The sequence below is a fragment of the Mesorhizobium sp. LSHC420B00 genome, from assembly GCF_000503055.1.
Classification (GTDB): Bacteria; Pseudomonadota; Alphaproteobacteria; order Rhizobiales; family Rhizobiaceae; genus Mesorhizobium.
This window is the reverse complement of record NZ_AYVY01000002.1, coordinates 493,317-507,862: the sequence shown is the minus strand read 5'-3', so window position 1 is coordinate 507,862 and position 14,546 is coordinate 493,317. Positions and strand designations below refer to the sequence as shown.

The window sequence follows — 14,546 nt, the reverse complement described above, 5'->3', positions numbered from 1 at the left end:
TCCCCGATTGATCGATTGAAGCGTCGCGCACCTCTTAGCCAAAGCGCTGCAAAACGCAATCGGGGCACTTGCAAATATTGCTCGTGCGCCCATTGCCGCTCTTGGGATTCACGAAGCACAAAGCGCTGTCATCATTTGTCATGCGCGGCATGCCGGTTTCTGGTTTATGGCTGTTGTCGCGCGGGGCGAAACAGGAGGAGTTTCGCCATGTCCCAGTTGAGCGGTATTGTGAGTTTGTTCCTGATTGCGGCTGCGTTCCTGACGTCGTGCGACAATCAGCAACCCCCGCAGGGATCGTCGCCTTTGCCGGCCCTGCAAATTGCGCAGTAGCATCCCGCCCCATCGAAAGGCCCCCGATTTCCCGGGGGCCTTTTTGATTCCAGGAGACTTAGTCAGTGCCAGTAAGGCTCGACCTTGTAGTAGTTGTATGAGGCGTCACGTGCAGCCTCGCCGTCGGCGCCGGTCAGCTCGTTGATCGAGTAGGAAGGAGCGGCCATCAGCTGGTCTTTGGTGAACGGCACGACATAGCCACCCCTGTTCTCATCATAATCAAGGCTCGCCCACGGAATGGCGTGGTATTTCTCGCCAATGCCGAGAAATCCGCCAAAACCGATCACGGCGAACATGATTCCGTTCGACAATTTGTCGAGCATGACGTCCTCAATGTCGCCGATATGAGTGCCTTCCGTGTTGTAGACCGATGTGCCGATAACCCGCGAAGCGGCAATGGCTTCGGTGTGTCCCGTCTGGGTCGTCATGGTGTGCTCCTCGTCGTCGTTGACATTAGATTTTGACAATGAGGGCCGCGGGCTAAGGTTCCAGACAGGTTCGAAATTCTTCAAAGTTTTCTTGGCGACGCTGCTGTGGCGCAACTGCTGGTTCAACCCACGCTCTTGGCGATGCGATCGAACGCCATCAGCCGTTCAAGCAATGCGGGAAGATCCTTTAGCGGCACCATGTTGGGGCCGTCGGAAGGCGCGTTGTCGGGGTCCTGGTGCGTCTCGATGAAGACGCCGGCGACGCCAACCGCGACAGCCGCGCGCGCCAGCGTCTCGACAAAGCGCCGGTCGCCCCCAGACGAACCGCCCTGCCCGCCCGGCTGCTGCACCGAATGAGTGGCATCGAAAATGACCGGCGCGCCGATCTCGGCCATGATCGGCAGCGCCCTCATGTCGGACACCAAGGTGTTGTAACCAAAGGATGCGCCGCGCTCGGTCACCAAGACATTGGCGTTGCCGGAGCCGGTGATCTTGGCGACGACGTTCTTCATGTCCCATGGCGCGAGGAATTGGCCCTTCTTTACATTGACCACCTTGCCGGTTCTTGCCGCAGCAATCAGCAAATCGGTCTGCCGGCTGAGGAAGGCAGGAATCTGCAGAATGTCGACATGCGGCGCGACGATCGCGCATTGTTCCTCAGTGTGGACGTCGGTCAGGATCGGCAGCGAAAAATTCTTGCGCAAATCGTCGAAGATCGGCATTGCCGCTTCAAGTCCCGCACCGCGCGTGCCGCCAAGCGAGGTGCGATTGGCCTTGTCGTAGCTGGTCTTGTAGACGAGCCCGATGCCGAGCCGTTCGGTCAATTCCTTCAGCGCACCGGCCATGTCGAAAGCGTGCTGCCGCGATTCCAGCTGGCATGGACCGGCGATCAGCGATAGGGGCGCGCTGTTGCCGAAAATGACCTTTCCGATCGCAACGGAAGAATTTGGCATCAGAGGATTGAGCTTGTTCATGCGATCTCCCGGAAAATGAAGGCCGCGCCCTGCCCTGGCGCCGGCGACACGATGATATCACCGCCGCGTATGTCGTGTTCGACGGAATTGGCTGCAAGCAGCTTTGCGACGGTGTCGCAGTGCCTAATCGAAAAGACGATCCCAGCAAAGCGGAGTTCAGACGGCGCGCCGGCGGGAATGCCGAAGCGTGCCGCAAAGGCTGCAGGATCCAGAACGGTCACAGCGGCATTCGGCAGCTTATAGACAGTGCCGCTCTGCGCCTCCATCCCGGCTGCGATCGAAATCACATGGCCTTGTTCGGAAGGTTCGCGGCTGACTGCCACGACTTCGACAATGCCGGTTGCGCCATTAGCGTGGGCCTGCAAAGCGGTGCGGTCGACCTTCGGCGCATTGATCCGTTCGCAGGCGAAGAGAAAAGCGTCCGTTGCCTTGCCTAGAGCCGCGAAGGCAAGCTTGAATGATGCGGTGTCGCTCTTTCCTGTCGCATCAGCGAAGGCGCGCGAAAAGCTGAGCATGTCTCCCGCCGACAGTCCGGCTTCGATGAAGCGCGCGTGGTCCGCGGCGGCGCTTTCGGTGCCCAGCACCACGGCAGAAAATCCTTCATCACCGTTTCTTTCGCGATAGGTGTGATCCCGCGCGACAAAGACATTGCGGTTCGCGATCGCCGTTGCCACGGCCTGTCGGTCGGCGACCGCGAGCGGCTCGAGATAGGTACCGTCGGTGAGGAAGACACAACAGTTTTCCGTTCCGAAGGGATGGATACCCGTCGGCGCAACGGTAAAGCCGAGCAAGGTCAAGCGCGCCCGCGCAACATCGAGGCTCGCGGTCGGCAACACCAGGTGATCGAGCGGATGAGGGCTTGCGGGGGTGTTCTCGGTCATGTCCCGCGCGGTGTGCCTCATTCCTGAAAATGGTTCAAGGGCTTAGCCGGCACCTCGGCGGCGATCGCAGTGCCCGGCCGCGAGGAGCCGACTTGCCGCCGTCAAAAATCATCCTAGCTCATTGCCAGGGGAAGAGACCTTTTCATTGCCCTGGCCGTTATTGCGATAGCAGTTATCGCCGTGCTGGTCTGGAACGCGCCAAAGCGGCCGGGCGTCGATCCGACCGAGACCTCCGCGGCTCAGACGGAATGAATCGGGCTGCGGCGCGGCCCCGCTCCGCGACGTGAAATCTGCCTTAGGGCGGTCAACTTGCCACTATATCGGCCGAATAACGCAATTCGCGCAGCGGTTTTACCCGGCTGGTGGTCTCTGCATAGAGCGGATGCGCCTTGTAGGCGGCGAGCGCTGCCTCGTCTTCGAACTCGGCGTAGACGACCACATCGATTTCATCCGAGAGCGGGTCGACCTTGGTGTTGAGCGTCACCTCGAAACGGCGCGAGTGGGGTATCTTGCCGAGCGCCAGCAGACCCGTACGCACCGCCTCGACGTCCACTTTACGACGCGCGCTGAAGAAAACGATATGCCGGATCAACCCAGCCTCCTCGACCGTTGGACCGGCGTTCTTTTGTGTCAGCGGGAGCGTGCCGTCAATCGGCAGGATGTCGCGTCGGCGAACCGTGGCGAAGAAGAGAAACTACACCATACTGGTTACATAGTGCACGACGCGGGTCACCTCCCTGATGGTCCTGTCGAGGTAGCGGCCTTGGTTGTAAATGCCGTCCCAGATCAGGAAGAAGGTGACGGTCGTGATGATGATGACATAACGCATGGCTAAAACTAGCGCATATGGGTGGTTGCAACCATAGTGATTCCGGCTCTGCTGGGACCCTCCCCGAATTTTAACGGTCTTTGGTCTGTCTGCTGCGATGCTTGCTGGCCAAACTGGCGCTACCGCTGCAGGCGGCTTGGAAAGATAACCCCGCTCGGCTTCGACGACCGCTTCAGGAATCATACCATGCGAAAACGGACGATCTCCCTCATTGCAGTTCTTGTCGCTGCAGGCGGCATCTGGCTCAACAACACTTCGCTGCTGTCGAGCCGGCCGGCCGTCACCCCTTCGGTGCTTGCCCATCGCGGCCTGGCTCAGGATTTCGACCGTACGAACCTCGGATCGGAAACATGCACGGCCGATCGCATGCTGACGCCGCGCCATTCCTTCCTCGAAAACACGATACCCTCGATGGAAGCCGCCTTCGCGCTCGGTGCGGACGCGCTCGAACTCGATGTCCATCCCACTACGGACGGCAAGTTCGCCGTCTTCCACGATTGGACGCTGGATTGTCGCACCAACGGCAAGGGAGAAACGCGCCGCCATGCGATGTCCGAATTGAAGACGCTCGATATCGGTTATGGCTACACTGCCGATGGCGGCAAGACCTTTCCGTTTCGCGGCAAGGGTGTCGGCATGATGCCGTCGCTGGATGAAGTCTTGCAGCGCTTCCCGAACCGGCGTTTTAATATCAACATCAAAAGCAACGATCCCAAGGAAGGCGAGATGCTGGCCGCCTGGCTCGCCACATTGACGCCGGCCGAGCGCGCCAATCTGACGGTCTATGGCGGCGACAGGCCTATAGAAGCAGTGAAGGCAGCGTTGCCGGACATGCATACGCTGAGCCGCGCATCCCTGACGCGCTGCATTCTTCGCTATGCTGCGCTCGGCTGGAGTGGCTACGTTCCGGATGCCTGCCGCCAGGGCACCTTGCTCATCCCCGTCAATGTCGCAAAGTGGACGTGGGGCTGGCCCGCCCGTTTTCTCGACCGTATGGACAGCGTCGGCAGCCGCGTCTACCTGCTCGGTCCCTATTCCGGCGGCGGCTTTTCACAAGGCCTCGACGACCCCGCCTCGATCGACCAACTGCCGGACGATTATTCCGGTGGGATTTCGACGGATGCGCTGGATCTGGTCATGCCTGCCGTCAAGCGGCGTTTCGCACCACCTGCCTGAAGAGGCTGCCTGCCTCAAACGGATCGGCCGTATCGGGACAGTATCTTAACGCTGAGACAGTTTCGAGCCGACGCTCAAATCCTCGCCTCAAAGAGTGATGCGGTATTTGGAAAACCCCGCTTCGCCCTCGCCCGCCGGCTCGATCTTCAGCGACTTCACTTGCGCAATAAATTCTCTCGCCTTGGCGCCGGTCTCGAACACGACGCTGGTTTCCGGCAGCGGCGCAAACGACCAGTTGGCATCCGCCGACGGGTTGATGGTGCCTTTGCTGACGATATAGCGCACGATCACGTCGCGGTTGGTGTCGGGCGCTTCGTAGATGATCTTCGAGGCATTGATCTCCGGGAAATTGCCGCCGCCGCCGGCCCGGTAGTTGTTGGTTGCGACGACGAATTTCCGCATGGGATCAATTGGTTTGCCGTCGAACATCAAGTCAATGATGCGGTTCGAGCCGGCGTTCACCAGCCCGCCCTTCGAATCATATTTCAGTGGCTGCGACAGGTCGATCCGGTAGGTGACGCCGTCGATCACGTCGAAATTATAAGACGGGAAGTCGGTGTTGATGAGCGCCTGGTCAGCTTTGCCCGGCTCGATCCGGTTGAAGATGCCGGCCGACATTTCCAGCCATTCCTTCACCTCTGCCCCCGTGATTTCGACGGCGCGCACCGTGTTTGGATAGAGATAGAGGTCGGCGACGTTCTTTATGGCGATATCGCCTACCGGCACGTCGGTGTAATAGTCGGCGCCGTTGCGCCCGCCCGCCTTGAATGGTGCCGCCGCCGACAGCAGCGGCATATCCTTCCATTCGGTGTTCTTCAGGATGTCCTTCAAGTACCAGGTCTGCGCCTGGCTCACGATCTGCACCGATGGATCGTCGGCGACCAGTGCAAAATAGGAATAGAGCGGCGCCGAGGTTTTGCCGACCGGCCGACGCACATAGGCAAGCGTCGCCTCGTGGTCCTGTTTGAGCGCGTCGACGATGCGCTGGTAGTCAGCGACGATCGGCTTGTTCGTCTTGTCGACCCGCTCAAAGATAGGCCTGGCCTCAGAGGTCGCCGAGACGATTTTCCATGTCGATCCGTCGCGCTCCAGCAACAGATCGATCAGCCCCATATGCGAGCCCCAGAAGCCGGCCATGACGGCGGGCTTACCTTGCAACGTGCCTTTCGCCGTATCGACGGCTTCCAGCGACTGAAAGTCCTTCTTGCCAGGGAAGACCAGATGCTGGTGGCCGGTGAACACAGCATCGATACCTTCGACGCCGGCAACGAAGAAGGAGGCATTCTCCATCATGTCGCCTTGCTTCACGTCGATGCCAGAATGGGAGAGCGCAATGATGATGTCGGCGCCTTCTTCCTTCATCTGCGGCACCCACGCCTTGGCCGCCTCGACGATGTCGCGCGTCTTGACGCTGCCCTCGAGATTTTTCAGATCCCAGACCATGATCTGCGGCGGCACGAAGCCGATGATGCCGATCCTGATCGGCTGCTCGGCGCCCGACCCGTCTTTGATCTTCCTGTCGAGGATGACGAAAGGTTTGAGATAAAGCTTGTCGTCGCGCGGGTTCGCGGCAAGCTCCGTGCCGCGGATCAAATTCGCGCAGACAAACGGGAAATTGGCACCGGCCAGCACCTTGTCCATGAACGACAGGCCGTAGTTGAACTCGTGGTTGCCGAGCGTCGAGCATTCGTAGCCGAGCAGGTTCATGCCCTTCATCACCGGATGCAGATCGCCGTCCTTCATGCCCCTCTCGTAGGCGATGTAGTCGCCCATCGGGTTGCCTTGCAAAAGGTCGCCATTGTCGATCAGCATCGCGTTGGTTGCTTCCTTGCGCACGGCTTCAATCAATGATGCCGTTCGCGACAGCCCCATCGTGTCGTTAGCTTTGTCGGCGTAGTAATCGTAAGGCAGCACGTTCACGTGGATGTCGGTCGTCTCCATAATCCTCAGATGCGACTGATTGGCTTGAGCCCGGGCGGAGAACGGGTGCAGCATGATCAGCGCTCCACCGGTGGCGACGCCGGCGAGGAAATCGCGGCGTGAGACGAGGTGGCGCAATTGGGACATTCGTTTCTCTTTCTTCCACGACGTGACAAGTCCTGCCCGAAGCAAAGCTTCGCGCCGAAATCCAGCCGAGTCCAGAAGTCGATTCCATCAAGAGGAGGTGACGCGCTGATGAATGTCCGGCAGCGAACAATCAGCCCTTGTCGTCGTCGCCCTGGGTGATCAATCGCGCGCTGCGCTGACCGGTGAAGTAGATCCATAGCCAGCTCAGGGAAACCGCAAGCCGGTTACGGAAGCCGATCAGGAAGTAGATATGCGCCAAGCCCCATAGCCACCAGGCAAGCCGGCCGGTGAGCTTGATCCAGCCGAAATCGATGGCCGCGGCGCGCTTGCCGATCGTCGCCAAATCGCCGTCATGCCTGTAGCGGAACGGACGTACCGTTGTTTCGCCGGCGAGCCTGGCCTTGATCGTCGCGGCGACGTGCCGTCCCTGCTGCTTGGCGGCGGGCGCGACGCCCGGCACCAGCCGGCCATCCGGCCGCAGGACGTGTGCTGCGTCACCGATGACGAAAATCTCCGGGTTTCCCGGCACAGTGAGGTCGGGCTCGACAAGCACCCTGCCCGCGCGGTCCGCTGCCGTGCCGAGCCATTCGGCGGCCGGCGAAGCGGCGACGCCCGCCGCCCAAAGAATTGTCCTGGCCGGCAAATGCCTGTCGCCGAAGACGACACCCTCAGCATCGCAGCGTGTAACCGCCCGGCCGAGTTCGACGGTCACGCCGAGTCGTTCGAGCGCCTTCATTGCATAAACGGAGAGCTCCGGCGCGAAATTGGCAAGAACGCGGTCGCCGGCCTCAATCAGCACCACACGCGTCTCGCGCGTGTCGATGTTGCGGAACTCGCCGCGCATCGTGTCATGCGCCAGTTCGGCAATCGTGCCGGCCAATTCCACGCCGGTCGGCCCGCCGCCGACGATCGCCAGCGTCAGCAGTGCCTGGCGCTTGGCGGGATCGGTTTCCCGCTCGGCCTGCTCGAAAGCCAAAAGAATACGCCGTCGGATGGTGGTGGCGTCCTCCAGCGTCTTCAGGCCCGGCGCGAACGGCTCCCATTCGTCATGGCCGAAATAGGCGTGCCGCGCACCGGTGGCCAGCAGCAGCGTGTCGTAGGCGACCGCTCCGCCATCCTGCAGCAGCACGCGCTTGCCGGTGCGGTCGATGCCAGTCACGGTCGCAAGCAGCGTCGTCACGTCCTTGCGTTTGCGCAGGAGATGGCGGATCGGCCAGGCGACTTCGGAGGTTGCCAGCGCCGTCGTCGCCACCTGGTAGAGTAGCGGCTGAAAGAGGTGATGATTGCGCCTATCGATCATGGTGATGCGCACCGGCGCGCCAGTAAGTGCGCGGGTGAATTCGAGGCCGCCGAATCCGGCGCCTACGACGACGACGTGATGGTTGGCTGTGTTCATCTCACTCATCCCTCTCGCCAAGGCTGATGTAAGTATCCTTGTGCAGTGCAGCAATGCCTGCGCTGCACCTGCCTGGGACTCGTCGCCTGATGTCGTGAATACGCATGCTGCAGACTCATTCCCGGATATAGCCTACGTCCCGGATAGGGCTTGGTCGGAACAGTATATTGCAGGTGAATCATGGCTAAGGATGAAGATGAAGGCTCAGGGCAGTACGCCTCGCCGCCTTGTTTTATGCACGAGCTCGATCCGGAGTTCCAAGCGCCGCTATCCGAATGGACCGATGTCAGGCGCTGGCGCAGGGCCGAGCGCGAGCGGTTGATCGCATCCCGCCTTGCCGTTTCCGCCGACATGCGCACAGCCATGTCGCAGCGCATTGCCGATGGTCTCGATGCGGTGATCGGCGACATCGCCGGGCGCATGGTCAGCCTCTACTGGCCGTTTCGCGGCGAGCCGGACCTGCGCCCGTGGATGGAAACCGTTAACGCGCGAGGTGGCCGCACGGCGCTGCCCGTTGTCGTGGAGAAAGACCGGCCGCTTATCTTTCGCGCCTATACCCACGGAGACCGGCTGGAGAAGGGCGTCTGGAATATCCCGATACCGGCCGAGGGCGATCCGGTACTGCCCGACATCGTCATTTCGCCGATCGTCGGCATCGATCCCGGACATTTTCGCCTGGGCTATGGCGGCGGCTTCTTCGATCGCACGCTTGCCGCGATGCCGTTCAAGCCGCTGGTCGTCGGCGTCGGCTACGAGTTGCAGCGCATCGTGACCATCTACCCGCAGCCGCACGATATTCCGATGGACCGTGTGGTGACCGAGTCATTCAACGTTTAGGCGAGTTTGGGGCCTAGGGCCTAGGCTAGCTCAGGCTTCATTCCAACGGCCGTGCGATCGACGATTTCGCGCAAGGCAAAGGACGAATTGATCTTCGTCACATGCGGCATTGCCGAAAGCCACTCCTTGTGGATGCGTTCGTAGTCGACGAGATCCTTCGCCGCGATGCGCAAGATGTAATCATACTCGCCCGACATCAGATGGCAGGACAGGACGTTCGGGCAGCGCTTTATCGCCGCTTCGAAATCCGACAACGTTTTCTCGAACTGCCCGGACAGCGATATATGCACGATCGCCGTCATCTGGTGCCCAAGTGCGGCGTTGGACAGCCGGGCGTGATAGCCGCGGATGGTTCCGGATTTCTCCAGATTGTCCAGCCGCCGCGAACAGGCCGACTGCGACAGGCCGACCTTTTCGGCGAGCGCTGCATTGGGTATCCGCCCATCCTTCTGCAATGTCTCGAGAATGGCGATATCAATCCTGTCGAGCGGCATTTTTGCGGGTTCCTGCGATAATTCTACTGTTTCGCGCAACGATTATCGAACAGTAGTCTCTTCGGCAAGCGCATTCGCAAACACTTCCCGAACGATTCGTGGTTCACTATCTCTAGACAGGGAACAGGCCCTAAAAGGGCCGGATCAGGAGAAAAAAGATGCGCGTCGGTTGCCCCCGGGAAATCAAGAACCATGAATACCGCGTCGGCCTGACACCGGGCTCGGTCCGCGAATATGTCGCGCATGGCCATGAAGTGCTGATCGAGACCGGCGCCGGCGCCGGCATCGGAGCCGACGACAACGCGTACCGCGCCGCCGGCGCCACGATCGCCAAGACGGCGGCCGACGTGTTTGCCAAGTCGGACATGATCGTGAAGGTCAAGGAGCCGCAGCCCAACGAATGGGTTCAGCTCCGCGACGGCCAGATCCTCTACACCTATCTGCATCTCGCCCCGGATCCGGAGCAGACCAAGGGCCTGCTGGCCTCCGGCGTCACCGCAATAGCTTACGAGACCGTCACCGACGAGCGCGGCGGCCTGCCGCTCTTGGCACCGATGTCGGAAGTTGCCGGCCGCCTGTCGATCCAGGCGGGGGCCACGGCGCTGCAAAAGGCCAATGGCGGCCGCGGTGTGCTGCTTGGCGGCGTGCCCGGCGTGCTGCCCGGCAAGGTCACTGTGCTCGGTGGCGGCGTCGTCGGCCTGCATGCTGCACGGATGGCTGCCGGGCTTGGCGCCGACGTCACCATCATCGACCGCTCGATCCCGCGCCTGCGTCAGCTCGACGATATCTTTGGAGGCCGCGTCCACACCCGCTACTCGACCGTCGAGGCGCTGGAGGAAGAATGTTTTTCGGCTGACATCGTCGTCGGCGCCGTGCTGATCCCGGGGGCAGCCGCGCCCAAGCTGGTGACGCGCGAAATGCTCTCGGGCATGAAGAAAGGCGCCGTGCTGGTCGACGTCGCCATCGACCAGGGCGGCTGCTTCGAGACCTCGCACGCCACCACCCATGCCGAGCCGACCTATGCGGTCGACGGCGTCATCCACTATTGCGTCGCCAACATGCCGGGTGCGGTGCCGGTCACATCGGCCCACGCGCTCAACAATGCGACGCTGCACTATGGCCTGCAGCTCGCCGACAAGGGCCTCAAGGCGCTGGTAGACGACCACCATCTGCGCAACGGGCTGAACGTCCACAAGGGCAAGATCACGAATCGCGCAGTGGCCGAAGCACTCGGCTATGAGCTGGTCGAGCCGAAGGCCGTTCTGGCGGCCTGAGCTGTCCGAATCTGCCTCTCCAGTGCCCGTCGGTTTCGTCCGACGGGTTTTTCTTATGTCGAAAAACTGAAAAGTGTCGGGCGCGCGGAATAACCCGACAACAAAAAAGCGGAGCCAAAGCCCCGCTTCCTCGGTTATCGAGATTTCCGCCGGTTCATCCGCGGTCGGCAAATCGATCGACCATTCCTCTCTATCGCAAGAATACGACGGGAGTACGACAGCCTCAAGCCGGTGCAGCCGATCCGATTACACGCGGTCGATCCGACACTGATAGCAATTGTTGCGTGCAGAGCGGATGTGGACGTAAGCAATGTCGTCGCGCTCGAACAACGTCTCCGCCCGTGCCGCGATGGCATCGGTCGGAATGACGCCGCCGCTGCCATAGACGATGCGGTCGTCCNACAACGTCTCCGCCCGTGCCGCGATGGCATCGGTCGGAATGACGCCGCCGCTGCCATAGACGATGCGGTCGTCCTTGCCGTAGCCGCGCACGATGTAATCGCTGCTTTCGAGTATATCGGGAAGCGTTTCCCCCTCGGCGGCGCGTTCGCATTCCTCCGCATGCAGAAAGATCGGCCCGGTTTCGGCATAAGGCTGCAGTTCCGGAAAAGGCCGATAGGCCAGAACAAGATAGGCTTCTCCCGCAGCAACATTCTTCAGGCAATGACGGCAGGGCACGCCGTCGCCATCCGAAATCTGCCGCTCTGGCTTCAAGTCATAAGCATCAGGCCCGCCGCGCTGAAGCGCGCGAACCGCATCGGTTGGCAAGGCTTTGAATTTTACGGTCATGACGAATCTCCGGTGGCGTCGACCGGAAATTATGCTTTCCATGCAAAGCTTCCCACCCGATTCCTGCCGGATCAGTCCATCAACGCGTCGAGACCACGCACCAGGCCTTTGATCTGCTGTACCCGCCTGATGGCGAGCAGCGTGCCGGCCACGTAAGGCGCCGCGGACGAGCCGGCATCGTGGCGGATGGTCAGCCGCTCGTCTGGCAGGCCGAACAACGCCTCGCAGGACAGGATGTAGGACGGCAGGCGAAGCGCGTGCACTTGCACACCCTCGCCCGCGCCGACCGCAGCACCGCGTGTAGCCGGCACGCCGGAGACCTCGGAGACCGGCTTTGCCGTTGAGGCCTTGCGGATGTCGGCCAGCGCTTCAGCAAGTTCCCGCGCGGTACCGGAGGGCGCGTCGGGCTTCTTTGCACTGGCATAATCGATGACCTCGACATCCGGCACGTATTTTGCCGCCATAAGTGCAAACCGCTTCATCAGCGTAGCGGTGATGGAAAAGTTGCCGGCGGCAACGACGCCGACGCCGTGGGCGCGCGCCGCGGCGTCGATGTCGGCATAGTCGGCAGCACCCAGTCCCGATGTGCCGATCACAGCGTGCCGTCCCTTGTCGATGGCGAGCAGCACATGGTCTTTCACGACATGTGGCTTGGTGAAGTCGACCAGTACGTCCGACGGCGCCTCCAGCGCCTCGGCCAGCGAGGCCGAAACGGAGATACCATTAGCCGGCATGCCAACCAGCAGGCCGGAATCCTGCCCCGCGCCGCTACGTGACACAGCCCCGGCCAGCGCCATGTCACCTTGCGCCCCGATCGCCGGAACCAGCGCCTTGCCGACCCAACCGGTCGCGCCGGCCATTACCACGCGAATTGCCATCGTGCGATCCTCCATCACCATCGGTTTTTAGACGACAGCGATATGGAAAGAGCCCGGCTCATTCAAGTCGGGCTCGCCTTTGAATATTGATCCAGACCTTGAACGGCTAGATCATTTTAACGGATGAAGTCGTCGAAGCGGCGCAGCGTCACCCGGCGATTTCGCCAGTTCTCATTCTGCGTCTGCACGAGCAGGAACTCCTCGCCGTAGCCGACGGTTTCGAGCGCATAGCCCGGCACACCGAATTCACGCAGCAAGGTGCGCTTCAGCGAGGCGGCACGTTGTTCGGACAAAATCTGATTCGACTGGAAGGAGCCCACAGCATCGGTATGGCCTTCGATCAGCACGCGGGCACCCGGATCGCGCCGCAGAATGCGCTGAAGTGCATCGGCGATGTTTTCGATCTTGGCGTATTGCGATTCGGAAATGGCAGCCGAGCCGAGGGCGAAATTGATCGACTGGATATCGATAGAGCGGGCCATGCGCCGCAAGTCCGGCCGCTTCTTGAATTCGCGGATGGTGACGCGCTGATTCGGGCGCAGCTTCACCCGGGGCGCGGCTTCAAGCTGGCGCTCGATCGTGGCGGCCGAAGGCGTGGTCGCCTGGGCAACGGCAAGGGTCGGCATGGCGAGTGCCGCAACCAGCACGGCGGCAAATGTGCGTCGGGTCAGCATGTCTTTTCTCCTTCGGCCCTCGGCCGCATTGTGATGCCGACAAGATGGCAAAGACTAGCTGAAGCTTGGATGAACGAGCCTGAAAATCAGGGCCGCATGACGCTGGCCGCGCGCTCGGCAAAAGGCATCGGATGTACGACCTCCTTTTTTTGCGCCACCGGCGTGAAGCCGAGTTTTTGATAAAGCGGCAAGGCTGCTGGGTGATCAAGGGTGCAGGTCTGCACCGTCACCCGCTTGGGTCCGTGCGCCCAGGCTGCGGCGATTGCCGCACCGAGGAACCAGCGGCCAATGCCTTGCCCGGTCGCGTGCTCCATCATGCCGAAATAAGCGAGTTCCACTTCCTCCGGCAGATGCGGCTTGAGGTCGAAGAAGCCGGCCGGCGCGCCGTCGAGATAAAGCACCCTGATGTCGCGGTCCTCGCGGTGGATGCCCGCCGCAAGCTCCTCGTCATTCAGTCTCAGCACGTTGACCCAGTGCCATTTGCGGCCGACCCGATCCATCAAATAGCGGTAGAAATGCAGCGGAATGTCTTTGGTCTTGAGCAGCGCGATCTGGCGGTTGTACGGCAGCGGCGGCGAATAGGCAGGCGGCACATGCATTTCGAGAAACGTCACGGTGACGTCGATGTCTTCCAGCGCTCCGTTTTTCATCACCGTCGGTCCTTGCCCGTCACGACGGGCGTGTCGGAAAGCCCACCCCATTCCGTCCATGACCCGTCGTAAAGCCTGTTTTCGGCATGGCCAAGCGTCTCCAGGGCCAGCGTGATGGCTGCCGCGGTGACCCCCGAACCGCAGGAGGTGACGACCGGCTTCGACAGATCGATGCCGGCCTCCTCGATCACTTTGCGCAGCCTGTCCTTGGGCAGCAATTCGCCGTTTTCCGAAAGCGCCGAAAACGGCACGTTGTGCGCGCCCGGCATGTGGCCGGAGCGGATGCCGGGGCGCGGCTCCGGCTCGGTGCCGGCAAAACGGCCAGGCGAGCGTGCGTCGGCGATCTGGCTCTCCCCCGTCTCGACGATCCGGCGCATGTCGGCAAGGCTGGCGACGCGGGCGGCATCGAAGTTGGCATAAAACACGCAAGGCGCGATCTTCGTCGGCTCCGCCGTCACCGGCCGTCCGGCGGCTTTCCAACGATCGAAACCGCCGTCGAGTATATAGACCTGGAACACGCCCATAACGCGAAACAACCACCAGGCGCGCGGTGCAGAAAAGAACCCTGGCCCGTCATAGACAACAATCGTGTCGTCGGCCGAAATGCCCATCGCGCCGACATATTGGGCAAAATGCTGCGGCGACGGCAGCGTGTGAGGCAGAGCCGCGTCGGGGTCCGAAACCGCATCCTGGTCGAGGAAGCGGGCGCCTGGAATATGCGCTGCGTCATACTCGGCGCGCGCGTCGCGCTTTTGCGCCGGCAGATACCAGGACGCGTCGACGATCGTCAGCCCAGGCTCGCCGAGCCGCTTCTGCAACCAATCGGCATCGATGGTGAAAGGACTGTCGTCGGCCATCTTTTCTCTCCT

The 14,546-nt window shown here is 61.4% G+C and carries 16 protein-coding genes; 3 read left to right on the top strand and 13 right to left on the bottom strand.

Features of this window, described 5'->3' with window-relative positions; all coding sequences use genetic code 11:
- Positions 1-392 precede the first annotated feature (392 nt).
- From X760_RS46390 to X760_RS78800, 5 genes are all read right to left on the bottom strand, one after another.
- Positions 393-758 (bottom strand): PRC-barrel domain-containing protein, encoded by a 366-nt coding sequence (locus X760_RS46390; RefSeq protein ID WP_023717559.1) that lies wholly within the window; start codon positions 756-758, stop codon positions 393-395.
- 122 nt (positions 759-880) lie between these two features.
- Positions 881-1,732, bottom strand: a complete 852-nt coding sequence (kdsA, locus tag X760_RS46385; protein WP_031193559.1) for a 3-deoxy-8-phosphooctulonate synthase — start codon at positions 1,730-1,732, stop codon at positions 881-883.
- Positions 1,729-2,613, bottom strand: coding sequence for a VOC family protein (locus X760_RS46380; protein ID WP_023717557.1), 885 nt, complete (start codon positions 2,611-2,613; stop codon positions 1,729-1,731). The genes kdsA and X760_RS46380 overlap by 4 nt, the downstream gene beginning before the upstream one ends.
- A gap of 304 nt (positions 2,614-2,917) precedes the next feature.
- Positions 2,918-3,205, bottom strand: coding sequence for a Dabb family protein (locus X760_RS46375; protein WP_023717556.1), 288 nt, complete (start codon positions 3,203-3,205; stop codon positions 2,918-2,920).
- 102 nt (positions 3,206-3,307) lie between these two features.
- Positions 3,308-3,442, bottom strand: a complete 135-nt coding sequence (locus X760_RS78800; protein WP_023675095.1) for a hypothetical protein — start codon at positions 3,440-3,442, stop codon at positions 3,308-3,310.
- 186 nt (positions 3,443-3,628) lie between these two features.
- On the opposite strand from X760_RS78800, the gene X760_RS46370 reads away from it, so the two are divergent.
- Positions 3,629-4,618: a glycerophosphodiester phosphodiesterase family protein gene (locus X760_RS46370; RefSeq protein ID WP_023717555.1), complete on the top strand. Its 990-nt coding sequence runs from the start codon at positions 3,629-3,631 to the stop codon at positions 4,616-4,618.
- Between the two features lie 87 nt (positions 4,619-4,705).
- On the opposite strand, the gene X760_RS46365 is transcribed toward X760_RS46370, so the two are convergent.
- Positions 4,706-6,685, bottom strand: coding sequence for a bifunctional 2',3'-cyclic-nucleotide 2'-phosphodiesterase/3'-nucleotidase (locus X760_RS46365; RefSeq protein ID WP_023717554.1), 1,980 nt, complete (start codon positions 6,683-6,685; stop codon positions 4,706-4,708).
- Between the two features lie 130 nt (positions 6,686-6,815).
- Entirely contained in the window at positions 6,816-8,081 is a 1,266-nt protein-coding gene (locus X760_RS46360; RefSeq protein ID WP_031193558.1) for an NAD(P)/FAD-dependent oxidoreductase, read from the bottom strand.
- A gap of 180 nt (positions 8,082-8,261) precedes the next feature.
- Between X760_RS46360 and X760_RS46355 the strand changes: the two genes are divergently transcribed.
- Positions 8,262-8,918 carry a 5-formyltetrahydrofolate cyclo-ligase gene (locus tag X760_RS46355; RefSeq protein ID WP_023717552.1) on the top strand — a complete coding sequence of 219 codons (657 nt, stop codon included), beginning with the start codon at positions 8,262-8,264 and terminating at the stop codon, positions 8,916-8,918.
- Positions 8,919-8,938: 20 nt separating this feature from the next.
- On the opposite strand, the gene X760_RS46350 is transcribed toward X760_RS46355, so the two are convergent.
- The gene (locus tag X760_RS46350) at positions 8,939-9,412 is read right to left on the bottom strand and encodes an Lrp/AsnC family transcriptional regulator (protein WP_023675099.1); all 474 of its coding nucleotides are present in this window, start codon (positions 9,410-9,412) and stop codon (positions 8,939-8,941) included.
- 158 nt (positions 9,413-9,570) lie between these two features.
- Here X760_RS46350 and ald point away from each other — a divergent pair, with 158 nt between their 5' ends.
- Positions 9,571-10,686 (top strand): alanine dehydrogenase, encoded by a 1,116-nt coding sequence (ald, locus tag X760_RS46345; RefSeq protein ID WP_023717551.1) that lies wholly within the window; start codon positions 9,571-9,573, stop codon positions 10,684-10,686.
- Between the two features lie 246 nt (positions 10,687-10,932).
- On the opposite strand, the gene X760_RS46340 is transcribed toward ald, so the two are convergent.
- From X760_RS46340 to sseA, 5 genes are all read right to left on the bottom strand, one after another.
- Positions 10,933-11,475 (bottom strand): DUF1203 domain-containing protein, encoded by a 543-nt coding sequence (locus X760_RS46340; protein ID WP_023717550.1) that lies wholly within the window; start codon positions 11,473-11,475, stop codon positions 10,933-10,935.
- A 71-nt stretch (positions 11,476-11,546) separates the two neighbouring features.
- Positions 11,547-12,353, bottom strand: coding sequence for a 4-hydroxy-tetrahydrodipicolinate reductase (gene dapB / locus X760_RS46335; protein ID WP_023717549.1), 807 nt, complete (start codon positions 12,351-12,353; stop codon positions 11,547-11,549).
- 116 nt (positions 12,354-12,469) lie between these two features.
- Positions 12,470-13,027 carry an OmpA family protein gene (locus tag X760_RS46330; RefSeq protein WP_023717548.1) on the bottom strand — a complete coding sequence of 186 codons (558 nt, stop codon included), beginning with the start codon at positions 13,025-13,027 and terminating at the stop codon, positions 12,470-12,472.
- An 86-nt stretch (positions 13,028-13,113) separates the two neighbouring features.
- Positions 13,114-13,677, bottom strand: a complete 564-nt coding sequence (locus X760_RS46325; protein WP_023717547.1) for a GNAT family N-acetyltransferase — start codon at positions 13,675-13,677, stop codon at positions 13,114-13,116.
- Entirely contained in the window at positions 13,677-14,534 is an 858-nt protein-coding gene (sseA, locus tag X760_RS46320; protein ID WP_023717546.1) for a 3-mercaptopyruvate sulfurtransferase, read from the bottom strand. The genes X760_RS46325 and sseA overlap by 1 nt, the downstream gene beginning before the upstream one ends.
- Between the last annotated feature and the right edge of the window lie 12 nt (positions 14,535-14,546).